Origin of the sequence: Paenibacillus sp. YYML68 (genome assembly GCF_027923405.1) — a bacterium.
In the GTDB taxonomy this organism is placed as follows: domain Bacteria; phylum Bacillota; class Bacilli; order Paenibacillales; family NBRC-103111; genus Paenibacillus_G.
The window spans coordinates 3,732,119-3,756,060 of sequence record NZ_BQYI01000001.1; the positions used below are offsets into that span (position 1 = coordinate 3,732,119).

The 23,942-nt window shown below is 51.8% G+C and carries 23 protein-coding genes and 1 pseudogene; 9 read left to right on the forward strand and 15 right to left on the reverse strand.

Annotation, left to right across the window (positions count from 1 at the left end; all coding sequences use genetic code 11):
• Positions 1–252: 252 nt before the first annotated feature.
• A complete protein-coding gene (locus PAE68_RS16730; protein ID WP_281888809.1) occupies positions 253–1,224 on the reverse strand; it encodes an aldose epimerase family protein in 972 nt (323 codons plus the stop codon).
• Between the two features lie 141 nt (positions 1,225–1,365).
• Here PAE68_RS16730 and PAE68_RS16735 point away from each other — a divergent pair, with 141 nt between their 5' ends.
• A complete protein-coding gene (locus PAE68_RS16735) occupies positions 1,366–2,226 on the forward strand; it encodes a hypothetical protein (RefSeq protein ID WP_281888811.1) in 861 nt (286 codons plus the stop codon).
• 210 nt (positions 2,227–2,436) lie between these two features.
• Here the strand turns inward: PAE68_RS16735 and PAE68_RS16740 are convergent, their stop codons facing one another.
• The 3 genes from PAE68_RS16740 to PAE68_RS16750 are packed head-to-tail and all read right to left on the reverse strand — an operon-like array spanning position 2,437 to position 7,284.
• Complete coding sequence (locus PAE68_RS16740) at positions 2,437–3,807, reverse strand: extracellular solute-binding protein (RefSeq protein WP_281888813.1); 1,371 nt, start codon at positions 3,805–3,807, stop codon at positions 2,437–2,439.
• Between the two features lie 41 nt (positions 3,808–3,848).
• On the reverse strand, positions 3,849–5,462 hold the full coding sequence (locus PAE68_RS16745; protein ID WP_281888814.1) for a response regulator: 1,614 nt from the start codon (positions 5,460–5,462) through the stop codon (positions 3,849–3,851).
• Complete coding sequence (locus PAE68_RS16750) at positions 5,437–7,284, reverse strand: cache domain-containing sensor histidine kinase (RefSeq protein ID WP_281891110.1); 1,848 nt, start codon at positions 7,282–7,284, stop codon at positions 5,437–5,439. Before PAE68_RS16750 ends, PAE68_RS16745 begins: the two co-directional genes overlap by 26 nt.
• A 283-nt stretch (positions 7,285–7,567) precedes the next feature.
• On the opposite strand from PAE68_RS16750, the gene PAE68_RS16755 reads away from it, so the two are divergent.
• Together PAE68_RS16755 and PAE68_RS16760 are read left to right on the forward strand one after the other, a co-directional pair.
• Positions 7,568–8,371: a DUF6973 domain-containing protein gene (locus PAE68_RS16755; protein ID WP_281888816.1), complete on the forward strand. Its 804-nt coding sequence runs from the start codon at positions 7,568–7,570 to the stop codon at positions 8,369–8,371.
• Positions 8,372–8,467: 96 nt separating this feature from the next.
• Complete coding sequence (locus tag PAE68_RS16760) at positions 8,468–8,905, forward strand: hypothetical protein (RefSeq protein WP_281888818.1); 438 nt, start codon at positions 8,468–8,470, stop codon at positions 8,903–8,905.
• Between the two features lie 60 nt (positions 8,906–8,965).
• On the opposite strand, the gene PAE68_RS16770 is transcribed toward PAE68_RS16760, so the two are convergent.
• Positions 8,966–10,030: a LacI family DNA-binding transcriptional regulator gene (locus tag PAE68_RS16770; protein WP_397378950.1), complete on the reverse strand. Its 1,065-nt coding sequence runs from the start codon at positions 10,028–10,030 to the stop codon at positions 8,966–8,968.
• Between the two features lie 112 nt (positions 10,031–10,142).
• Between PAE68_RS16770 and PAE68_RS16775 the strand changes: the two genes are divergently transcribed.
• The 5 genes and pseudogenes from PAE68_RS16775 (at position 10,143) to tnpA (PAE68_RS16795) (ending at position 14,025) form a co-directional block, all read left to right on the forward strand.
• Complete coding sequence (locus tag PAE68_RS16775; RefSeq protein WP_281888820.1) at positions 10,143–11,072, forward strand: ROK family protein; 930 nt, start codon at positions 10,143–10,145, stop codon at positions 11,070–11,072.
• A 27-nt stretch (positions 11,073–11,099) separates the two neighbouring features.
• The gene (gene manA, locus PAE68_RS16780; RefSeq protein ID WP_281888822.1) at positions 11,100–12,044 is read left to right on the forward strand and encodes a mannose-6-phosphate isomerase, class I; all 945 of its coding nucleotides are present in this window, start codon (positions 11,100–11,102) and stop codon (positions 12,042–12,044) included.
• Between the two features lie 257 nt (positions 12,045–12,301).
• The gene (locus PAE68_RS16785) at positions 12,302–13,126 is read left to right on the forward strand and encodes an alpha/beta fold hydrolase (RefSeq protein WP_281888824.1); all 825 of its coding nucleotides are present in this window, start codon (positions 12,302–12,304) and stop codon (positions 13,124–13,126) included.
• Between the two features lie 51 nt (positions 13,127–13,177).
• Positions 13,178–13,675 (forward strand): annotated as a pseudogene (locus PAE68_RS16790) (hypothetical protein); the annotation flags it as partial.
• Between the two features lie 83 nt (positions 13,676–13,758).
• On the forward strand, positions 13,759–14,025 hold the full coding sequence (tnpA, locus tag PAE68_RS16795; protein ID WP_281886279.1) for an IS66 family insertion sequence element accessory protein TnpA: 267 nt from the start codon (positions 13,759–13,761) through the stop codon (positions 14,023–14,025).
• 52 nt (positions 14,026–14,077) lie between these two features.
• Here the strand turns inward: tnpA (PAE68_RS16795) and tnpC are convergent, their stop codons facing one another.
• The 3 genes from tnpC to tnpA (PAE68_RS16810) are packed head-to-tail and all read right to left on the reverse strand — an operon-like array spanning position 14,078 to position 16,400.
• On the reverse strand, positions 14,078–15,670 hold the full coding sequence (tnpC, locus tag PAE68_RS16800) for an IS66 family transposase (RefSeq protein WP_397379437.1): 1,593 nt from the start codon (positions 15,668–15,670) through the stop codon (positions 14,078–14,080).
• A 53-nt stretch (positions 15,671–15,723) separates the two neighbouring features.
• Entirely contained in the window at positions 15,724–16,077 is a 354-nt protein-coding gene (gene tnpB / locus PAE68_RS16805) for an IS66 family insertion sequence element accessory protein TnpB (protein ID WP_281886235.1), read from the reverse strand.
• Entirely contained in the window at positions 16,071–16,400 is a 330-nt protein-coding gene (tnpA, locus tag PAE68_RS16810) for an IS66 family insertion sequence element accessory protein TnpA (protein ID WP_281886237.1), read from the reverse strand. Before tnpA (PAE68_RS16810) ends, tnpB begins: the two co-directional genes overlap by 7 nt.
• A gap of 386 nt (positions 16,401–16,786) precedes the next feature.
• Here tnpA (PAE68_RS16810) and PAE68_RS16815 point away from each other — a divergent pair, with 386 nt between their 5' ends.
• On the forward strand, positions 16,787–17,245 hold the full coding sequence (locus PAE68_RS16815) for a hypothetical protein (RefSeq protein ID WP_281888826.1): 459 nt from the start codon (positions 16,787–16,789) through the stop codon (positions 17,243–17,245).
• A gap of 70 nt (positions 17,246–17,315) precedes the next feature.
• On the opposite strand, the gene PAE68_RS16820 is transcribed toward PAE68_RS16815, so the two are convergent.
• From PAE68_RS16820 to PAE68_RS16850, 7 genes are all read right to left on the reverse strand, one after another.
• On the reverse strand, positions 17,316–18,629 hold the full coding sequence (locus tag PAE68_RS16820; RefSeq protein WP_281888828.1) for a hemolysin family protein: 1,314 nt from the start codon (positions 18,627–18,629) through the stop codon (positions 17,316–17,318).
• Between the two features lie 332 nt (positions 18,630–18,961).
• On the reverse strand, positions 18,962–19,111 hold the full coding sequence (rpmG, locus tag PAE68_RS16825) for a 50S ribosomal protein L33 (RefSeq protein ID WP_281888829.1): 150 nt from the start codon (positions 19,109–19,111) through the stop codon (positions 18,962–18,964).
• Between the two features lie 24 nt (positions 19,112–19,135).
• A complete protein-coding gene (locus PAE68_RS16830; RefSeq protein ID WP_281888831.1) occupies positions 19,136–20,368 on the reverse strand; it encodes a GTP-binding protein in 1,233 nt (410 codons plus the stop codon).
• A 92-nt stretch (positions 20,369–20,460) separates the two neighbouring features.
• Complete coding sequence (locus PAE68_RS16835; RefSeq protein ID WP_281888833.1) at positions 20,461–20,967, reverse strand: hypothetical protein; 507 nt, start codon at positions 20,965–20,967, stop codon at positions 20,461–20,463.
• The gene (locus PAE68_RS16840) at positions 20,945–22,147 is read right to left on the reverse strand and encodes a GTP-binding protein (protein WP_281888835.1); all 1,203 of its coding nucleotides are present in this window, start codon (positions 22,145–22,147) and stop codon (positions 20,945–20,947) included. Before PAE68_RS16840 ends, PAE68_RS16835 begins: the two co-directional genes overlap by 23 nt.
• Entirely contained in the window at positions 22,144–22,992 is an 849-nt protein-coding gene (locus tag PAE68_RS16845; RefSeq protein WP_281888838.1) for an AAA family ATPase, read from the reverse strand. The genes PAE68_RS16840 and PAE68_RS16845 overlap by 4 nt, the downstream gene beginning before the upstream one ends.
• 263 nt (positions 22,993–23,255) lie before the next feature.
• Entirely contained in the window at positions 23,256–23,777 is a 522-nt protein-coding gene (locus PAE68_RS16850; RefSeq protein ID WP_281888840.1) for a MogA/MoaB family molybdenum cofactor biosynthesis protein, read from the reverse strand.
• Between the last annotated feature and the right edge of the window lie 165 nt (positions 23,778–23,942).

The following is a 23,942-nucleotide window of genomic DNA, read 5'->3' on the forward strand; positions in this document are numbered from 1 at the left end:
GAATAAGTTCCATTTGTTAACACATTCATATCATATATTGGAATATAATTCCTGTCAATCTGGTTGGATACTAAAATATTAAGGTGACTCCTCTGAAAATATGAAAATATTAACATCTTGCCTCTAGATCTCATCTGAAATGCGAATAAACCTGTGACCGGAATAACCGGACACAGGTTTGAGCTTGCCTTGGAGCGTATTCGTCTAGCACTTCGGTTAGTGGTTCGGTCAGTGGATCATCATTACTGCGTGTCATTCACCTGCTGTCAGCAACTGTTCGAGCGAAGCATCTCTCCCCTGACGCACATGGACCGACATCGTCCAGCGATACGACTGACCAGCCTCCGCCCAAGAGACTTGACCGTTATCCACCGCACGAGACAGGGCGTCATAATAGCCTGTACACGGCTCCAGCGCGCAATTGGAGAAATGAGGCAGGCAAGCCCCTTCATCGATCCAGAGGCCGAAGTAAGGCACCTGCTCCCGACTCACCTGCAGCGTAAGCAGTGCCTCGCATTGCCGATCGTACAGCCCGCTCCAGCCGTCCGGCACCTCGACCGGGTAATACAGCTTGCGGCAATCGTTGTTCGTGAGCGGTCCGACCTGATCCAGCGCCAGCCTCTCTCCACTCGCATGGTCAGCCTCTGGCCACTTATACACCGATCCAATCTCCAGCTGACGCCCACCGAACACACATACCAGTTCCGTCATCGACGGTGGCAGGCTGATTACGGTATGCTCGTTCATCTGCAGGAGTGGATGCGGCATCCACAGGAACGGAATCGGAGCGTCTCCCAGATTGACGAGCTCATAGTCGAAGCGCAGCGTATCGTCCTGAACGAAGGAGATCGTCTTGCGCAGCTCGTAAGACATCGCTCTCCCTCTGACCGTCATCGTCACGGACTCCGATGTTGCGCGAGTCTCCCACGGAATCGACCACACCTCGCCATGGTCGGGCAACGAGATGCCGCTATATTCGCACGACTCGACCGTCGGACACATCTCATCCCATCCGCTTACATCCGATGCCAGGAAGTCCGACCCGTACTCATACCTTCGCAATGCTCCTTCAGTTGCCTGGACGAGCCACTCCCGCCCCGCTCGTTTGTCGACGAGCGATACCATTTTGCTGCCAAGCTCAGGAATAAGGATCGCCTTCATGCTCGGACTCTCTAGGCAGACCGCCTTCCAGCCCTTATACTGAGCTTCATAGATTCGATTCAACGTTCACGCCCCCTCATTATGGAGAATATCATTTTATATATAAAATATCTATAGTTTATAGCTAATACTAGACCATGAGGATGAACTTTTCCCTGTTAATCTACGTCTGGTTTGTAGTCTGAATGAGGAGGCGGTCACTTCGTGCATCATTTGATAATAGGCGAGCTGCCTCACCTTACGGTTGGTGCTGTCGTTTTTTATTTGGTCTATGTACGAACAAGCGGTCTACAGCATGTAGCGGTCAGGACGCGTCTCCTACTATTATCCATGGGCGCATTCACGGGAATCACACCCGACATCTCCAAGCTGCTACTCGGGGACCTATGGGCGCATACCATATGGTGCTCTCCCGTGTTGGCAACATTCATCGCATTGTACTATCACAAGCAATTTCGCTTCTGGCGCATATGGGCAGCAGCGACCTGCACCATCCTCATGGGGCACTTAGGACTCGATCTGTTGGATAACGGAGTTGCACTCCTCTACCCGATCATCCCAACCGAATTTGAGCTTGCCTTGCTTGCCAAGCAAGACATGGCGATCCCCGTGGCTCTGGTAGCTTGTATGGCGATCGGCTTCATGCCAAGAGTTTCATTTAAGACCTGTATCGTCTTCGGGCTGCTGATCTGTGTCGCCTATGTAGGCTATAAGGCAGTGGTTAAGGTTCAGATCGAAGAACAGCTCCGTCTAGCATACGGACATTATTCGGAAAAGAGGCCTACTACCATCATCCCGAGCTCTGATTTCACTAAGCCTTTTACGTACAGCATCATGTCCAGGCATTTTCGCATGTATGGTCATTCGACCTTCACCGCTAAGCTCATCGAGGAACATAAGATGTTCAATACGCATTGGCAGGTCGTCAACGAATATGAGCACGACGGTGTGCTCTATATCGAATGTGTGGGAAGCGGCAAGAACAATAGTGATGTGCGAGCCGTATTCAGATCGACCGATTATGAGCAGTGGGATAGAGTAGAGGATGGTACGCTTAGGCGGTAGTGAGCATGACGGGGGCAGGCACAGGATAGTGCGCTTGCGATGCAAAACATCGCTGCGCGGGCGGCGCACGCCCCGACAGGCAGCGCCAACCGCCCGCTTGCGATGCAAATCAACGCAAGCTCCCCACCGCGCGCCGCGGCAGGCAGCGCCGCCTACGCGCTAGCCATGCGCTCGACCCGAACCAGGCCCCCCTCGTGCCTGGTTCGCCCCTCACGGCCCCGTCTCCGCTGCAAGCCGGTCAACAACCTCGCGCTGGACGAGCTGCTCCGCAGCCTGCATGACCGTCAGCGGGTCGGCATTCTCGTCCATCAGCACCTGCTGGACCGCTCGCGACACGTACGGGCTCAGCCTCGACTTCATGTAATATTCGAGCCGCCCCTGCTCGGTCACCTGCTTCACGTTCGCGATGAGCTCCTTCGGCATACCTGCGGCGTAACGATCCACATCGACGTCCTGGCGTATCGACAGCAGGTTCGGGAATATGCCATGCTCGCTCTGATATTGCAGCATCAGCTCAAGCGCCTCCTTCGACGTCATATACGTCGCGTACGTGAAGGCCGCCTTCCGCTTCTCCTCTGATGCCTTCGGGTTGAAGATCCAGATCCCGCCGCCCACCTGCGACGGCGACACGCCTCCCGGACCGGGAGGAAGCGGCGCGAAGCCTATATCTCGAACGTCCATGCCCGCCGACACCATCTCGCCGAACCAGTTCGACGTCGCGATCATCGTCGCGGCCCGGCCGGAGAAGAAGTCCTTGATGTTGTCATCTAGACTTTGCAGCACATTGCGCTGCGTCGCCCGATACTTGAAGCGCAGATCCTTGTAATACTGCAGCGCCGCGATCGCTTCCTCCGACGTGAACCGCAGCCTCACATGACCACCCGGCAGCCGCTCCGTCAGATCACCACCGGCCTGCCACACATAATATTCGAAGAACCAGTCCGCCCAGTCCGTCCCGAGCATCGCATACCCGTACGTCCCCTTGCTCCGATCCGTCAGCCTCTCGGCCGCCTCGCCGAACGACGTCCAGCTCTGCAGCGCCTCAGACGGGTCGACCCCCGCCTCACGGAATAGCTGCTTGTTGTAGGCTAGCCCCGACACATACATGAAGTTCGGAACACCATAGATGCGCCCGTCTCTCATCGCCGCCGCGAGCGCTCCCGGCAAATATTGCTCACGCTCCGGATACGCGCTCCACAGCTCCGTCATATCGGCAGGGATGCCCTGATTCAGATACGTCTCCATATCCGGGAACGCACTGTTGTACAGATCCGGCTGCTCGCCTCCAGCAACAGCCGTCATGAACTGCTCCCGCTCCCGCTGGAACGTCGGCTCCACATGCTTCACCCGAATATGCGGATGCGCCGCATCGAATCGCCTGAACAGCTCCTGGATGACCGGCTTATCGACCGAGCCCTCCCGCGGCTTGTCCCAGACGACGATCTCTACGACCTCCTGCTGACCTGCAGACTCAGCGTCTAACCGCCCCACATCCGCTCGCCCGTCACAGGAGGTCAGCGCCACCATGACAGCTAACACCATAACCGAGCTTAGCGCGGCGTGCCTACGCCATACGAACATGCCGATCTCCCCCTTCCTACAAGACGAGCCTCACATCCTGCCTACGATTGCGCCATCCGTTCCCGATATTGAGTCGGCGTCTGTCCATACCGCTTGCGGAAGACGCTTCCGAAGTAAGCCGCGTCGTCGAAGCCGACTCGCTCGCTAATTTCCCTCACCTTCAGATCCGTCGTCGAGAGCAGCACAGCCGCCTCCTTCATACGCACACTGTTCAGATAGTCGACGAACGACTCCCCATATTTTTCCTTGAAGCGCTTGGAGAAATAATTCGGATGAATGTAGAACCGCTCAGCAATCGACTGCAGCTGGATCGACTCGGCATAATGATGCTGGATATACAGCCGCACCGATTCCATAATATCTTTGCCCGCCGCCGTATTCGTCTTGGACAGGAGGAAGATCGCGTTCGTCGCCAGCTCGTTCATCCGCAGCATCACATCACGCCAATCCTTCGCCTGCTGCAGTCCGCGGAGCAGGTCCTCCATCTCGCCGATTGCCCACTCCGACTCATCCGCATTCGCCAGCAGGAACTTGTGCAAGTATACGTACAGATCGACGCAGAACCATTCCACCATCAGAAAGGTCGACTCCGGGTCCTGCGCGATCGCCCCGAGGCGGCGTTCGAGCCAGCGGCTCACCTTATCCTTCTCCAGCCCCTTCAGCCAGCTCTCCAGCAGCTTGCCGTCCTCGTTGCCGATAATCGTCTTGCGCTGTGCCGCTCTCGCCGCGCTGTGGCTCCACGTATAGATGCGATTGTTGCCATGTACAATCGCGTTCCGTGTTAGGCTTCTCGCCTCCCGGTAGCTCTCCTTAATCTTGTGCAGCTTCTCCTGATACGGTCCGATGCCGATCGTCACATTCAGCTTCAAGTATTGGCGGATGCCATACGATATCGCCTCCAGCGTCGACAGCACTGAGACGTTATCCTGCTTCTCCTTCAGACCGAGCACGTACACGAGCTGATCCCGGTCGAGCGAATGGTGAACGAGCACTCCTTGAATGCCGCGCGACTCGAAGCGCTCGGTGACGATATTTTTGATCGCGAACCAGATCAGGGCATCCTCGCCCTCCGCGAACGATTGGTGCGGTGTCGTGAACGGCTCCATCTGCAGCACAGCGGCCGTGAACAAGACGCAGGACTGCTCCAGCGTACGAATCGCCTCATCCGTAATATCCATATCGTCGTCCTGCAAATATTGAGTCAGCGTCTGCTGCCGCGCCGCCTCCTGACTCGTCTCCGCCAGCGCCTTCAGCTCCTCGACCTGCTTCAACCTCTGTTCTTGCACTTCCATGCGCTCAATCTGTGCAGACAGTGCCGCGTATAGCTCCTCCTCCTCCAGCGGCTTCAATAAATAGTCACTGACCCCGTACCGGATCGCCCTCTTCGCATAGTCAAAATCGTCATAGCCGCTCAATATGATGAACCGCAGCGACGAGTTGAGCTCCTGCGCCTCCTGAATGAACGTCAGCCCGTCCATCGCAGGCATATGAATATCGGTTACGACCAGATCCGGCCGCAGCGTACGCACGAGCTCAAGGCCCGCCCGCCCGTCTCCCGCCTCGCCGACGACCTCTACCGGAAGACCGGTCTGACCGATCTTATGAATAATTCCTTGACGGATGATCGGCTCATCGTCCAGCACCACTATTCGCATCGTATGCCTCCTCGTCGGGTATCGTTGATCGAATCGTAATTGTAAAGAAAGTGCCATACTCCTCATCGCTTGTAAACGTTAACCCGCAGCCGCGCCCATAGATAAGCCGTATGCGATCCTGCACATTGCTCAGCCCAATCGAGGACCGCTGCTGCTGGGTGTCAATGAGAGGCTCTCCTCGCTCCAGCATCGCCTGAAGCCAGCGCTGCCGTTCGCGCTCGATCGGCTGCCCGTTGTTCCACACCTCCACGATGACGTGGTCGTGCTCTCCCCTCGTCACCTCAATGCGCAGCGCACCGCCCTCCACCATACGGCTGATGCCGTGGTTTATGCTGTTCTCCACCAGCGGCTGGAACAGCAGCTTCGGCATAGGAACCTCGGACAAGCCCGGCTCCACATAGATCGAATAGTCGAGGCGATGCTCGAAGCGTATTTTTTGAATCGATAAATATAAGCGAATCTGCTGAATCTCGGCCTCCATCGTCGATATCTCGTTGCCGCTAATGTTGTAGCGGAACATCTTCGCGAGCGAGCGGCTAATCTGAGACACACGCGCATCGCCGTGCATGGTGGATAGACTGTCAATGATCCCCAGTGTGTTGTACAGGAAATGCGGATTAATTTGCGACTGCAGCGACTTGATCTCCGCATTCTTCTTCACCAGCTCGCTCTCATATACCTTCGTAATGAGCCGATCAATCTCCTCCGTCATCCGGTTGAACGAGGAGCTCAAGTAACCGACCTCATCCTGTGTCCGAACAGGCAGGTGGATGGAATAATTGCCGGATTCAATCGCCTTCATCCCCTTGCTCAGCTCCTTGAGCGGCGTCATCGTCCGCGCCGAGAAGAAGCTCGCGAGCAGCATCGAGAACAGCAGCGTAACGAGGACGATGCCGATCGTGCGCTTCGTGAAGTCGTCCACCGCCTGCGTCAATAGACTGACAGGCGCCTCCGACACGAGCAGCCAATCGGTATGCTCGAGACGCTCGAACGTGACGAGCATGTGACCGCCCGTTTTATCGGCATAATAATGCCCTCTGATCGAGCCATCGACTCGCACCAGCTCGTCCTCCGCGAGCAGCTGCTGTCCCCATTCCGCCTCATGCAGCGACAGGACGATTCGGCCGCTGTCGGCATGAACAATATACGTGCGGTTGGCCCCTCTGCCCTCCACCTCGGTCAGCCATTGGCGCAGCGTATCCGGTGACAGATGGAAGATCATATGCCCGATGACAGGTCCCGGCGACGTCAACGAGATGCTGCGCAGCGCCTGAACGAACGTCAGCGTTCGTACCGTGCTGCGGGACATAATCGCGTTCGTGCGCGACGATACCCATAGTCCCTTGCCATTGGCTGCGATCGCCAGCTCCTGAAGCCGCTCCGTCTCCTCCTTCACCGAATTCGGGAGCGAGGCGCCGACCCGCATCGAGAACCCGTCCAGCTGCGAGACGATGACGCTCGAGACGATCGGATGATTAAGCACGAAGTTGGAGAACTTGCCGACGTACGCACTCTGCGTCTCGGGGTCACTGCCCAGCTGCTGCACGAACCGCTGGAAGTCAAAGTCACCGAAGTAATTCCAAGCAAAGCTGCGAACATTAGTCAAATACGCATTCAGCGTCAGCGCAGACTGCTGCGTCATCCGGACGTTCGTCTCGATCGCATCCTCCTTCAGATCGCGGGCTGTCCGTGTGTAGAAGTCGAGTACGAGAACGGTTACAATTGTAGAGATAATGAGCAGGTACGACAGCAGCATTTTCCGGTACATCGTCCGGCCTATATAACGGGATAGGGAAGCGGTCATTTTTCGAATAAGTTCCATTTTATTCACTATTCCCCTCTCCGCTCAGTTCATGCATCTTTAGGTTAGAACGCGTTTCATTTTAACTATACCGTGAAATGGCGTCATTGCCTACCATTATGTTCGGCACCTCTTACTGTCGACTATATAGAAAAAAACCTCTTACAGCGAATATTAAGAAAAACATTTCACTGTCCAGCTATTTATATAAACTTAATATTAAAGGACAATGTTTCGACAGCCTTTTCGGAATTTCTATACTACTATTAAATCCTAATATAGTAAATTATAGGAGTTGTAAATGTTGAATTCTAAAAAACCACTTGTTGCTCTATCCGCTGTCACTATCTTGTTTGCAAGTATCACGCCTATGACGGTCTTTGCTGAATCTAGCGAAAACACTGCTGCAACCAACCACTCTGTTAATTCACCAACCAATGCTCAAAAGCAAAAATCTCTAACCGTAGATGACGTTCTTAACAGCCCGCAATTCAAGAGTTTGACTTTTGATGATGATTCAGTAAAATTATTTAAAGAGATTGAAAAATTCAAGAAAAATAATCCTAAAATGACATCTAATGAAATCATCCAAGAGTTCGACAGCAGATTGAATAACCATCAACAAAATCTTTTTTTTAGTGTAAATGCAAGTTATGACCCTTATGTTGCTAAATGGAAAGAACTAACTAATGCGGAAAAGGTGTTAGTAGTCACCACTCCTGGTCAAGCTCTCATCGTAGACTCATGTAGGGATAAAGCGGTTAATTATTCAAATAACAGTGTATACGGTTCTTTAAATGGAAATGGTACTAAAAAAGATGCATTTCGTCACGCCATATGGAATGCTTTAATGTGTAAGTATCTAAACAAATTTTCAGCATATGTTTGGGCAACTGCTCACGAAGCACAAGATGATCCGAACTATAATACTACTATTTTCGATGGTTTTACGGGATTGGAACATAAAAACATGGACCTGCACAATAATGAAAAGGGCAGAGATTGCTGGAACATAATTACAGACAATATTCTATGGACATCAGATCAAACTCTGCAAAATCGTGTTGCAGCGAAAATTGAAGCCGGAGAGATGACTGTTCTTAGATAATTGCAATAGAATTAAATTTTAATATTAACTAGAAGAGGGAAAGTGGAAGTCTGCTTTCCCTTTTCTTTATTCTTATGAGAGAGAGGACACCATTTAATGAGAATCATGTTATTTACCTTGTGGATATGTTGTTGTATGCTTCTCAGCTCCTGCGAATCGATGTTTAGCAATACTCGCAACAAACCACTGCCTACTTCTACAGCATATGTCCAAAACACTGATATTTCTATTCCCGCTAAATATCATACCTACCGCTGGGGAGCAGAAACGGATTATGGAGATTCAGCAGCCATTGATGTTGAGGTTGAGCCCGTCATCATTCCGCCTCATTCAAAAATCGTCCTATCGTTCGATAGAAGTCCTGAAAAGATGGGTACAATTCAGGAAATTTTCAAAGAAAAAAAAGCAGTGGTTCTGGACAATTCAAAAAATGAGATTCTAATTCCATATTCGGAAGGAATTCACACCTACTATTACACTGCCGAATGGTCTGAAGGAAATGTTGCATTTGTAATCAAAGTGGAAGTGAAGTGATTGCTGTCATTATAATACCTACGGCCATCCATGCTGCTATGCAGTTGCCGGGCTCCACCTTCAAGTAGAAGTTGTCTTGCTGTAGCGCCCGCCCAGCTGCTTCACCGTATCCTGCACCACGAGCGTCGGCTTGATGTACACCCGAAGCAGCTCCCGGGACGGGCCGGTTAACGACAGCAGCAGCTCAGCCGCCCGCTCACATAGCTGGTCCTTGTCCACCCGCATCGTCGTCAGCCTCAATCCCGCTTCATCCTCATACTTCAGGTCATCGAAGCCGACGACCGAGACGTCGTCCGGAACCCGTAAGCCCCGCTCTCGAAGCTGCCGAATGAGCAAGTACGCAATCCGATCATTCCCGCAGAAGAAGGCCGTCGGCATGCTTTCCCTTGGTAGTCCCGACAAGAACTGCCCGAGCTCCGCCTCCGTATTGTCCAGGCTTCGAAGATGCGTCAGCCCCTTCGTCATATCGACAGCCAGCCCATGCTCCTGCATCGCCCGCCAATAGCCGTACCACCGCTCCTCGAAGCTCGTCGTCAAGTTCGCAGGTCCGATGAAGCCAATCTCACGGTGACCGGAGCGGATCAGCAGCGACACCGCCTCATAAGCCCCTTCGAGATTCGCAGAGGCTACAGCTGGACAAGGCCACTCCCGATGATACGAATCGAGCATCACAAGCGGCGTATCGAGCTCCCAGACGACGCCTGCATACGCCTTGTCCACAATACCGAACAGCACGATCCCTTGATGCGCAATATCCCGGCAATGCTGCGGGAGCGTCCTCGACGACTCCATCTCACTCGTAATCGGCACGATGATCGCATTGATGCCCTTCCGTCGTATGCTGCGCTCCAAGCCCCAGATCATATCGTGGAAAAATTGAAAGTGATCGTTATCCTCATAGGTCATCACTCTCTCCGGCACCAGCACGAGCACATTGCCGCTTGGCTGACCTAGCGTCTCGGACGACAGCGTGCCGTATCCGAGCTCCTTCGCCGTCTCCAATACGCGGAGCCGCAGCTCCTCACTGATCCCTTTTTTATGCTGCAGGGCGAGCGATACCGCATTTTTCGAAATATCCAGCCGATCGGCAATATCCTGCATCGACACCTTTTTTTGACGCGCCATAGTTCCCATTCCTTCCGAAACGTGTTACACTAATTGCAAGTTTACTTTACGGAAATTGATTTTGTCAAGTTTGTCAAGTGACATGAGTCCATATTACAGGAGGTCAAGCCTTATGCAAGTTGCAGTTGGAATCGATATCGGCGGAACGAAGACAGCTATCGGTCTGGTTGATGCAGATGGTCTGGTGCTGTCCAAGGCTGTGCTGCCGACCGACCAAGCGCTGTCGCCCGCTCACATGGTCGAGCAGATGGCAGCCACCGTCCGTCGTCTTCTCCATGAAGCGAATATACAGGAAGCACAGCTGCAGGGCATCGGAATCGGCGCGCCCGGTCCGCTGAACACGAAGCTCGGTCAGATCGCCGAGCCGCCGAACATGCGGGGCTGGTGGGGCTTCCCAGTCGTAGACGCGTTCAAGTCGCACTTCAGCCGTGTGCCGATCGCCTTCGAGAATGACGCCACCGCTGCCGCCCTCGCGGAAAAATGGGTCGGCGCCGCCAAGGACGCCGACCACTTCGTCTACGTAACGATCAGCACCGGCATCGGCGCAGGCATCTACAGCCACGGCCGGCTGCTCACCGGAGCAACTGGCAATGCCGGGGACGTCGGGCATATGGTCATCGACATGTCCGCTGGCGTATGTCCATGCGGACAGCGAGGCTGCTTCGAGTACGTCGCCTCGGGAACGGCGATCGCTCGGGAAGCGAGCAAGCTGCTCGGTCGTCCGGTGACGACCAAGGAAGCATTCGAGCTCGCCGGATCTGGCGAGCAGGACGAGCAGGACGAGCTTGCGAAGCTCGTGAGGCAGGTGCTCGATTATATCGGCGCAGGCTGCACGACGCTGATCAACACGTTCGACCCGGAGCTGCTCGTCATCGGCGGCGGCGTCTCCCAGATCGGCGACACGCTGTTCGAGGCGGTAACCCAGTATGTACAGCGCTATGCGCTCAATCCTTCGGGACGCCAGACACCGATCGTTCCCGCGAGACTGAAGCAGGATGCCGGGCTGATCGGCGCTGCCGCCTTGGTGCATATCGCTTATTAACATGTTAGCTTAGAGAGGAGCATTCACATGAACGAGCCTATTTTCTTACAACCTGTGTTCCAAGAACGCATCTGGGGAGGCCGCAAGCTTCAGACGATATTCGGCTATGACATTCCGTCCGATACGACTGGGGAATGCTGGGCCGTATCTGCTCATCCGAACGGACAGAGCGTCGTACAGAACGGACCTTACGAGGGCTTGACGCTCGGACAGCTGTGGAGCAGCCATCCGGAGCTGTTTCGTTCAAGCTCCCCGGTGTTCCCGCTGCTGATCAAGCTGCTCGATGCGTCGGACGACCTGTCGGTGCAGGTGCACCCGGACGACGCGTACGCAGGCGAGCATGAGAACGGCGAGCTGGGCAAGACCGAGTGCTGGTACATCGTCGACGCCGAGCCTGGCGCTTCCATTATATATGGTCATACGGCGCAGTCTAAGGCGGAGCTGATCGACATGATCGACAGTGGCAGATGGAACGACCTGCTGACCCATGTACCCGTGAAGGCTGGCGACTTCTTCTACGTGCCGAGCGGCACGATCCACGCCTTGGGCAAGGGCATCGTCGTCCTCGAGACACAGCAGAGCTCCGACACGACGTACCGCGTGTACGACTATGACCGCCGGGACAAGGACGGCAGGCTGCGCGAGCTGCATCTTGCTAAGGCAATCGAGGTAACGAGCGTGCCGCAGTCGTACGTGCCGCTCACACAGACGACACGCGTGTCCGAGGGACTTGCAGCGACGACGCTCGTCTCGAACGACTTTTTCACCGTGGAGCAATGGTCTGTCACGGGCAAGGCGCACATCCCGGCGAGCTCCACGTACACCATCTTCAGCGTCATTGAAGGGACGGGCAGCCTGCATGCCAGCGGGCGTACCTATGAGATGAAGAAGGGAGATCACTTCATTGTTCCGATTGACTTCGGTCCATACGAGGTCGATGGTGCGATGCAGCTGATCTTGTCGCAGGAGTAAGACGAACGTGTAGAACACGCAGGGCGAGGCTGAAGAGCTTCGCCTTATTGCTGTATCATGCTGAAGAAGCGGTGGGTGCTGGGAGGAGCACTCTGCCGCTTATATTGTTTCTGAATCCGCATCCATCATCTTAGTCATATTATGGTATAGTTGAGTTGTTATATCCATATCCCATCATACAAAGGATGATCCTAATGGCCATCACCCGTTTCAAAAAATAGGAAGGTAAGCAGCTGATTTTCGACTCTTACAACAGGTTGCTACAGCAATGGGATGTTGACATCCAAGAGGCAGACATTCCAACGTCCTGTGGACATACTCATATCGTGACGGCCGGAGACCCAAGTAAGCCACCGCTGCTCTTATTTCATGGAGTGGGTGATAACTCTGCACTGATGTGGATATTCAATGCGAAGGCATTATCGAAAGACTTCTATGTTATAGCCGTGGATACATTAGGCGGGCCGGGTAAGAGCGAGCCGAATTTGTCGTATACAACGGGCTTTGACCAGGCCAGATGGATCAACGAGCTGCTGGAACGATTGAACCTTGATAAAGTGAATCTTGCAGGTGTTTCGAACGGATCGTACTTGGCAAGTACCTACACCGTGACTTATCCGGACAACGTTCATCGTATGGTCGGCATGGCCGGAGGTGTGAAGCTGAATATGCTGCGGATGGCCATGCTGTTTCTTCCTGAAGCACTGTTTCCGGCATCTGAGACAACGACCCGAAAACTACTGAGAAAGCTATGTGCTCCTGGCACGTCGAATGTGTTCGAGAATAACGAGGAAATCATGAAGCATTGGACCTATTTGCTCCAATATTTCAACAACCGATCGATGATGGCCCATACCTATAGGAAGTTTACGGAGCAGGAGCTGCGCATCTTGCAACAGAAAGCGCTATTCCTGGTGGGAGAGCATGATCGATTGTCTCATTATCCAGCGGCAATCAAGGCGCTTGCGCAGCACCAGATTCCTTACAAAATCATCGCTAGCGCGGGACATGGCATTAATCATGAGCAGGCGGAGCGGATTAACGAGGAAATTCGCACGTTTTTACTTGAATCGTATACATGATGTGGTTACTTCTAGGGCATATTATGAAAAATGCCACTCAGGGAGCCCCACATGCAAAAATATAATAACGACAATACAGCAAGACGCTATAAAGCGCATGTCAGCATATTAGGGACGACACAGCTACATCTGCGAAATCCTTACATCATCGCTTGGTGGTCAGCGGCGTTCCCAGGCTTTGGGCACTTGCTGCTATCCAAATATATTCGTGGATACTTACTATTCATTTGGGAGGTTGTCGTCAATATCCAGGCTAATGTTAATCTGGCGATGATCTATTCCTTTCAAGGAAAGATCCAATTAGCCAAGGAAGTACTGGATACCCGTTGGCTTCTGATCTATATTCCTGTCTATATATTTGCCATATGGGACAGCTATCGTACAACGGTAGATATGAACAAGGTATATATATTGGCCTCGCATGAGGACCACACCTTCAATACATACAGTATCGCTGCCTTAGAAATTAATTACTTGGACAAGCGAAATCCGATATTGTCTGCCATCTGGTCATTCATGATGCCCGGTCTCGGCCAACTCTATATTCACGTAAGCGTCAAATACATCACACCTTCACCCCATGCATGCATAGATGAGATAATGTCCTCAATATGAATCGAGGAGGACATCCCATGAATCGAGTAGAGCGGCAACAGGCATGGAGAACTCGCATTGAGAACTATCGAGCGAGCGGTCAAACCATGGTAGCCTGGAGTAAAGCCAATAACCATACCATCCATGAGCTGAAGTACTGGCTCAAACAGATCGAAGGCCCCCCAAAATCCAAACGATCAAAGTCTGCATCAACCTTCATCCCCGTTATCGTGCCACCTTCTCCCGTGCGTAGCAATCTGCCAACGGGATCCCTACGGATTCATGTTGGAGCGGCTTCTATGTGAGCGTCAAATAGCCCCCACCTAGCGGTGGGAGCGAACCTGATGTATGCTACGATTACTTCTTATTCATACGACATTCAGCCGGGAGCGATCCCGACCATGGCATGAATGAATCGAGTGCTGGTTCATCAAGCGGATCAGGCAACTGAGGCAACTGCTCGAATAGATACTTCAAGTAGTTGTACGGATGCAGTCCGTTTTCCTTGGCTGTCTCAATCATGCTATAGATGACAGCGCTCGCCTTCGCTCCTCGCGGCGTGTTCGCGAACAGCCAGTTCTTCCGGCCGATCACAAACGGTTTAATGGAGCGTTCACTTCGGTTGTTGTCGATCTCCAGCCGTCCATTTTCCATGAAGGCCGTCAACTTCTCCCACTGGTTCAAGCTGTAGGCAATCGCCTGACCGGTCAAGCTCTTCGGCAATGTCCGAGAACGCTGTTGCTTGAGCCAAGCTTTGTAGGCTTCCAATACGGGAGCACTGCGCTTCTGCCGCTCTTCATGCCGCTCTTCCGGTGAAGCCTCCGCAAGCTCGCGCTCGATTGCAAACAACTGATTGCAATAAGCCAATCCTTGTCCCGCGACACTGCCGAGCGTTCCCGTCTCTGGGGGAGCTCCCTTCAATGCTTCATCGAACTTGCGACGCGCATGCGCCCAGCAGCCGACGAGCTTGACCTTCGCGACCTTGTGGTATCCGGCGTAGCCGTCCACATGCAGATAGCCTGTAAATCCAGCCAGGAAATTCCGAGGATGCTCGCCGCCCCGCGTCCGCTGGTAGTCATACAGCACAACCGGCGGTATCCCGCGGCCTGTGCGATACAGCCACAGATACGAGGTGGATTCTGCCGATTTGCCCGGCTCCCGCAGCACCTGAAGGGTCGTTTCATCCGCATGCAGCGCATCCTGACTAAGCAGATAACGCTTCATCGCTTCATACATCGGCATGAGCCACTTCTCAGCTCCGTAGATCATCCAGTTCGCCATCGTCTGCCGGGAGAGCGAATAGCCCAGCCGGGCAAAAGCTTGCTCCTGTCGATACAGCGGCAAACTGTCCACGTACTTCTGACACATGACATGAGATAGGATGGACGGCGAAGCCAAGCTGCCGGGATAGACCGGCTTCGGCATGGGCGCGGTGACGATTGGCGTCTGCAGCTCATGGCGCTCACAGTGACGGCAGGAGTAGACCTGACGCACATGACGCATCACCTTGACCTGTGGCGGTACAATGGCAATCTCGCTGCGCGTCTCGGTCGTCATCTCGTGCAGCGAACCGCCGCAGCATGCGCAGAGCTGCTGACCTTCTTCCAGTGTATAGACAATAGTCTCCACGGGCAGGTTGGACAGATCTTCCTCACGCTTGCCGGAAGACTTCCGGCGCTCATACGTCACCTTCTCCATTGGCGGTTCTTCACCAGCTGGTGTTGCCAGCATTTCCGCTTCGTTGAACAGGTTCAGCTCGAGTTGATCCGGATGCGTCTTCTCGCTGGAAGAGCCGAAACGTTTCTGCTGAGCCAGACGGAATTGCTCCTCGTACCATTTGAGCTTGGCCGATAGTTCTACGTTCTGTTCTTCCAGCTTCTTATTTTGTTGTTGGAGTTCTTCGAGAGTTGGGGAATCCGGTCGCTTATCCATAACGGATATATTCGTCAGCAGATGGCTCTCGCCTGCTGCTAGATAAGGCGATTCCGCGAACAATGTATGGATTACCAGGCGTTGTCTGCTGTAACGGCCCGGTGTGCCTGCCGCTGTGTGAGCGCCAGTCCATCCAGCAGCCAGCGTAGCTCGCGTGCCGAGATCGCAACCGTACGTTCCGTGCTGCTCGGCCATTGGAAGGTGCCGCGCTCTAACCGGCGATAAAATAGCCAGAAGCCGTTATGGTCCCAGTACAGCAGTTTGAGCTTGTTGCGCTCTCGATTGCAGAAGACGAAGAGGCACTTGGAGAAGGGATTCAGGCCAAAGCATTCTTGAACGATTGCCGCCAGTCCGTCAATCGATTTTCGAAGATCCGTTGCTCCAGCGGCCAGATAGACCTGATGCGCACTCGAGATGCTCAGCATGAGACCGTTAGAGCGCTGACGACGTCATGAAGAAGCTTGGCATCGAAGCCTGATCGTACTTCAAGACGAGCGGCACCCGCATGAACGATGATGCAGGAGGATGTTGGATTACTCGAATCCGATAGGGTCAGTGGAATGAAGGAATTACTGGTGTTGCCAGAGGATTTACCAGAAGTACGTTCGTTAAGTGTACGAAGCCAATAACGCAATTGGTCCTTGGTCACGCCTTGTTCGGCGCACCATGCTTTCATGGTCTGTCCGCTCGCTTCATAGTCCGAGACACGAGCGATCCATTCTTGTCTTCTCAGCTCTTTCTTCGTCATGAGTATAAGCCTCCATCTCTGAATAACGTTGGCCTTATCTTCTCATAACGATTCATCTTGTTGAAGGTGTGCTAGGTTTGACGCTTACATATTCACCGTATAACGACTGCGGCTTTTGTTGTCGTTTGGTCCGTCTTATTTTTTTATTACTCACGAACGCTCGAAGGGATCAGCCTGCTGTTCTTGGGGAAGATTGACGAAGCAACTGCCGTGTTAAATCCAGAGTGGCTATTATTTTTCCCGTCCGTTGTCGGCTTTTCGATCTATGACGCCTATGTCAACACTGTCGAGAATAACAAGCTGTTTGAGAGCGAAATGAGATCGTATTTGAGAAAACATTTTCAGCATGACACTTTTCGATTGAACAAAGGAAAGAAGGTTACTTAATGCAGGTTTTCTCCACATTCGAAAACAGCTCCTTCTTGGAAATTGCCATTGCGTTGTTGCAGGAGAAAGGCATTCAGAAGGAGCATATATTTGCCGTCCCGCTCGATAACCGTACGGAGGACCGAAAGCTATTCGATACGTTACACCGAGCGGATGGAGTCTCCCTCATCGATATCGCCATGGCGCTTGCCACAGCTTTCTCGGTTATTGGTGCCAGTATCGGATTTATCCTAGCATGGGGCCCGATTTACTGGGGAATGATCGGCTCGTTGATCGGCTTTGTTCTCGGTGTGATTATCAAATACTTGTATCTGCAAGTGACGAAGAAGAATAGCAGACTGCTTCGAGGCAAGCAGTCCGAGATTATTCTAATCGTCGAATGTGACGAAGCGAAGGTTGAACTCGTGGAGCATATATTATGGGAGCATCTTGCATTAGGAGTGGCTAAAGTAAAGTGAGTATGGGTACTGCCAATAAAAGATGCACCCCACGCCATGCAAGCCGCGGGGTGCATATTATCATTTTCGCTTAGACTTCAACAGGCTCTTCTGTTATCCCAATCTTCACCTTAGTAATTCTACGTTCATCTACCTCTTCCACTCTGAAGACCACACCCTCATATTCAATCACCGGGTGTTCACCTCGTAATGGTATTCTCCCAAGCTGACCAATTAAGAATCCGTTTAATGTATCGTACTCCTCATAGGGAAAGCTAATATGGAGTTGATTACGGAGGTCACGAAGGTTTACGATTCCGCTCACCATATAGGTGTTAGCGTCCAGCTTTTCAATTTCTTTGTCATCCTCATCGTGTTCGTCGAATATGTTACCTACAATTTCTTCAAGTACATCCTCGATGGTAACAATTCCTGCAGTTCCACCGTACTCGTCAATGGCGATCGCCATATGAACTTTATTTTTTTGCAGCTCCTTGAACAGCAGATCAATTTTTTTGGAGGTCGGGACAAAATAAGGAGGTCGCGATATGTTTCGAACCTCTAATTCTGATTCTCCACCATGTTCAATATAGTCCAGCAAATCTTTAACATGAAGAATGCCCACTACTGTATCTATACTTCCTTCATACACAGGCAGCCTTGTATATTTCTCGATATTGATTAGCCTAATAACTTCATTCAGAGATATATTTACTGGAATACCAACAACGTTGCTTCGGTGTGTCATAATATCACTGACCGTTTTATTGTCGAAATCAAAGATGTTGTTGATCATTAATCGTTCGGTTTCTTGAATAGCTCCGTTTTCGTTACCAACTTCAACCATCATTCGAATTTCTTCTTCTGTTACTTCGTCCTTTTTTTCATTAGGATCAACGCCTGCTAATCGAACGAGCGCGTTCATAGAAAAAGTTAACAGCTTAACGAAAGGAGAAGAAATTTTGGACAACAAAGTTAATGGCGTCGCTGCAAACATGGCAATCGGCTCGGCTTTTTGCAGGGCTAGTCGTTTCGGAACAAGCTCACCTAGCACAAGCGTGAAATAAGATAATAATAGCGTTATAAGAATAACGGAAATTAATTCTAACGTTGCAATCGGTAACGGGACATTGGCGGAGTGTAAAAATTGCGCCAGCCTTCCCGCGAAGCTTTCCGCCGCAAACGCACTCGCCAAAAATCCTGCCAATGTAATTCCGATTTGAATGGTGGCTAGGAACCGGCTCGGTTCGCTCAGAAGATTTTGCAATAACTTCGCTTTTTTATGCCCTTCTTCAGCCATTGCTTTAATTTTGTTATCATTCAACGAAATAAGAGCGATTTCCGAAGCGGCGAAAAAAGCATTCAGCACTATAAGTACAAGTAAAATCAAAATTTCAGTTAGCAAGCTTATCATCTCCCATCAAAATAAGTTTAGGCATCCACTCATTCTTGATGGAGGTTATTCCAGCTGATAAAAACTTGCTTTACTGCTCTTTTGGGCTGCAGCAAGTACCCACAGGCTATTATTGCTCGGTTCCCCTGGGTCATCGTCCATGTTCAAAGCCACCTCCTCTTTTGCACATTACCTATATTATCAATGTTTTTAGCCCAGACTTCAAGATTTAATCATGCTGTACATATTGTATGAATATTGGTCACAAAATAACGAAGGGACCGTCCCCAAAGTATGGATTCTACTTGGAGGACGGCCCCTTCATTCCAGCTCAGGGCTGATCATTATCTCGTTTCACGGTGCAGAGTAACTCGCTTCAATCGCGGGCAGTACTTCTTCAGCTCCAACCGATTCGGGTGGTTCCTCTTGTTCTTAGACGTTGTGTAGTTCCGGTCGCCTGTTTCTGTGCAAGCCAAGGTAACGATAACACGCATTGTCCTATACCTCCTTCTCTAAGATTAAACGGCACCAGAAGCCAGAAGCTGCTCCAGCTGCTCCGAGGAGTAATTCGGGAGCTCATCCTTCATCTGCTTCCAATCGAGCTGCAGCTCTTCCTCTGTCAACAGACAGTGGTCCAGCTGCGCGGTCAGTGCAGCCTTATCCATACTAATGCCGATCAGCACGAAGCGAGTAACCCGGTCCCCATGTACAGGGTCCCAGTGCTGCAATAGCTCTGGCTCTTCGGCTAGCAGTGCCTCCCGTTGGTCATCGGGCAGCGCCGCGGCCCACAGTCCTGCCGGGCCGAACTGAATGGACGGCCCCGCCTGGCTCAAGCTCTGCGCCAGCTCAGGGCGTGTCGCGAGCCACAGAGTACCCTTCGCTCGAACAACTTCAGCCGGCCAATTCGCCATCCACTCGGTCAGACGCTCCGTATTGAATGGGCGGCGACGCTCATACACGAACGAGGATATGCCATACTCCTCAGTCTCCGGCGTATGATGCTCCTGCTCCAGCTCCTTCATCCATCCTGCGGAGCTGCTAGCCTCATCGAAGTCGAACTTGCCTGTATTCAGCAGCTCCTGAGGATCTACCTTGCCGTAGGTCGTCCGCACAATCGTTGCACGCGGCTGCAGCTTGCGCAGCACCTGCTCCAGCTCCTCCAGATCCTCTTCCTCTACCATGTCACATTTGTTCAACAGCAGCACATCACAGAATTCAATCTGGCTGATGAGCAGGTCGACCACATCGCGGGTATCATCCTCACCTACTGCCTGCTGACGCTCCAGTAGAGATTCGCCGCTGGAGAAGTCGTGCCAGAAGCGATAGGCGTCCACCACCGTTACCATCGTATCTAATCGACAAAACTGCGTCAGATCAATGCCATGCTCCTCATCAATGTACGTGAAGGTCTGCGCTACAGGAATCGGCTCACCTACACCCGTCGATTCGATCAGGATATAATCGAAACGCCCCTCCTTCGCAAGACGCTCTACCTCGCGCAGCAGGTCCTCTCGAAGTGTACAGCAGATACAGCCGTTAGACATCTCAACCAGCTTCTCTTCGGTGCGGGACAATCCACCGTTATCCTTAATCAGATCGGCGTCAACGTTCACTTCGCCCAGATCGTTGACAATAACCGCTACCCTTAAGCCTTGTTTATTGTTAAGTATTTGATTGAGTACCGTCGTTTTGCCTGCACCCAAATAGCCACTCAGCACGGTTACCGGAATTTTCACTGTTGAATCGTTCACTATTGTAAAGCTCCTTCGCTCTTATTTATTAGTAATAATTACGTTTAATCATAACTCATTATTAACTCTTTGTAAATAGTAACTATTTCGAATTACAACAATGGATGAACATCACCAGTACCGCAGTCAAGCTGCATAAAGTCTTCTACGCAACGCTGCATCAGGAGGCAGAAGGAGCGATTATGCCCGATATAAAAGGAAGAGAGATCGTACCGATTGCGCGACGGCTCGAATGTGACAAGCAAGCGGTGTCTCAATTGTCCCCTCGCGAGCCTCACAAACCGATCCGTGCTGTCCGATGCGATCAGCGTGATGTACGCATATAACGAGTGATCCTCCGGTTCATCCATAGGGCTGACACCCGCGCAGGAGAACTCGGTTTGGATACCCGCCTGCTTCAAGAGCTCCAGTGTGACGAGCCATTCCGAATCGACATGCACACATCCTAGCAACGCTAATTGCTTCGCCCGCCTCCGCACCTTGGGGCGCTGTATCCAATCGTTCAATTCCGACTCTCTGCGCAGCCAATGCCGGGTCGGATGAACGCTGATGACTGTTTCGACGTCGTCCTTCGTATTAGAAGCTTGGCAATCTGTCATGGAAGTCCTTCCAATTGCTGTTCATCTCTTCCGATGTCAGCAGGGCTTGGTCTAGGCTGCGACTGATCTGCTCCTTATCCAGACCAACGCCAATCAAGACCAGCTTGGTCACGCGATCACCCCACACATCATCCCAATCGGGTGACTTGATATACTCTTCTCCGAAGTAAACCTGCCGTTCCTCTTCGGTCAATGTGGCGACCCACAGCCCTGCTGGCGCCATCGTCATGGATACACCTGCCTGGCTGAAGGTGATGGCCATACCGTTTCGAGAAGCTATCCATAGGATACCCTTGGAGCGAACGACCTCCTTGGGCCATTGATTTATCCTTTCCAGCAATCGTTCCGGGTGGAAAGGTATTTTTCGCGTATAAACGAACGACGTAATGCCATACTCCTCCGTCTCCGGCGTATGGTGTTCCTTCTGTAACTCTTTAATCCAACCCGCCGAATGACTGGCCGCATCGAAATCGAACATGTGCGTATTCAAAATTTCGTTCGGGTCCACCTTGCCGTAGCTAGTACGAATGATCTTCGCTCGTGGCTGAAGTCCGCGCAAGGCTGTCTCAAGGTTAACTAGCTCGGCCTCACTCACCATATCGCATTTGTTGATAATCAATACATCACAGAACTCCACCTGATCGATCAGCAGATTGACGACGCCCCGCGTATCCTCCTCGCTCGCCTCCTGATTCCGATCCTTCAACGTTTCCCTTGTGTTGTAATCTTGCCAGAAATGGTAAGCATCTACCACCGTCACCATACAATCGAGCCGAGTCAGCTTGGACAGATCGATCCCTTGCTCCTCGTCAACATAAGTGAAGGTTTGTGCAACTGGCAACGGCTCTCCGACACCCGTCGATTCAATCAAGATGTAATCGAACCGCTTCTCCAGAGCTAGCCGCTCCACTTCCTTAAGCAAGTCGTCTCGGAGCGTGCAGCAGATGCAGCCGTTGGACATCTCTACGAGCTTCTCATCCGTGCGGCTTAGTCCACCTCCATCGCGAACGAGATCAGCATCAATGTTAACCTCGCTCAAGTCGTTAACGATCACCGCCACCTTGAGTCCTACCCGGTTATGAAGCACATGATTCAGGATGGTCGTTTTTCCCGCACCCAAATAACCACTCAGCACCGTCACCGGAATTTTCGTTTCAATCTCATTAAGCGCTACATTCATGAATTCATGACCTCCTGAGGCGTACGATTGTTGGACTCGCGAGCAATCTGAGGGTTATACTCACGTAATGCTTCCTCAATGTGCGATTGACATAGTGGACGGCTCTCGATGATCGCTTTGCGCTTGGCCTTCAGCACAATTTGTTCAATATCGGCAAAGCTGCAGCCCTTCAACAATTCCGTTGTCTGCAGCTGAACGGCTTCCTCTTGCTCGAACTCTCCGATTAACAAGGCAATGAATTCGGTTCTGCTCGCGTCGTTCGGCATGCTGTACGTCATCTTCGTATCGAATCGGCGCCAGATCGCTTGATCCAGCTCCCCCTCCAGATTGGTGGCCGCAATCAACGTGCTGTCGCATTCGAACTCATCCAAGCATTGCAAGAGCGTATTGACCGCTCTCGCCATTTCCTTCACTTCATCATTGGTCTCGCGCGTCCTTGCGATGGCGTCGAACTCATCGAGAAACAGCACGCATGGCTCGGCTTTGGCGTAATCGAATATTTTGCGTATGTTGCTGCCCGTTTCCCCCAAGTGACTGTGGATAATGGCGTCCAGCCTGACCATAATAAGTGGAAGCTCTAGCCTCGTTGCCAAATAAAACGCTGATAACGTTTTTCCAGTGCCGGGAGGACCAAACATAAGCATCTTGTTTGGAATCGGAACATCGTACTGCTCGAACTTCTCCTTCATGCTTAGAATCGTAATAAACTCTTCGATAATTTGTCGGTTATCTGGCGGAAGAACGATCCGCCTTACTTTTCTTGCGCAATCCTTGGGTGCATAAAAGGTCGCCATGTCGATTCCTTTAGACCGGGGAAGACGGCTGTTTGTTTTGCTTTTGCTCATGCTGCTAGCTCCTTCTCGAGAAGTGTACGTTTGATTTTTATATTCGTAATTATTACTATTTATCCTTGTGAGAGCCTGAGCATAGAATGATAACTCATCTCACTGTAAATCCATGCTTAATTGTAATGATTACGATTAAAAGTGTCAATTTCTTTTTTATTTCCTTCATGCCACAGCAAGGCGCACATACACAAAAACAGCCTGCTGCCTTATCGGCCAAGGTGCAGACTGTATGGTGTAGGCTCACAGGTTCAAGCAGACCACTACGTAAGGTCCTTGTAAATTTCCCGCATCACATGCTTCAGCTCAGGAATCACGATCCGGTTCATGGCAAGCTTGACAGCCCCCGAAGAGCCGGGCATCGAGAAGATCGCTGTATCGTTGCATACTCCAGCTACAGCGCGACTCAGAATGGCTGCAGCGCCAATGTCCTCCACAAAGCTGAGATAACGGAAAATTTCTCCGAAGCCCGGCATTTCCTTATCGAGCACATCCCGAACAGCTTCATGCGTCGTATCTCGTTTGGCGATTCCGGTACCGCCATTGATCAGAACGGCCTCGACCGTATCGCCGCCTGCAGCTTCTCGAATCAACCTTTGTATCGATGCATATTCATCTCTCACAATACGGTAATCCACAACCTCAAAGCCTCCTGCCTGACTCAGCAGCTCCATGATCAAGCTTCCGCTAACGTCGGTCTCAGCTGTTCTCGTATCCGATACAGTGATAATCATACAGCGAACGGAGGCAGGGGCTTGACGTCGATGCTCTTCAACCGATGACATGGCAGTCACTCCTAGATAACCAATGTTATTTAATCGTAATAATTACAATTATAACTGTAGAAGCTTCTTTAATTGTTGTCAAGTAAGAGCCTTGCCTGTGGACAAGATGAAATAACCTTCAGAGATTGTACTGGAAGCAAATATGATATAATGAGAATACAGCAC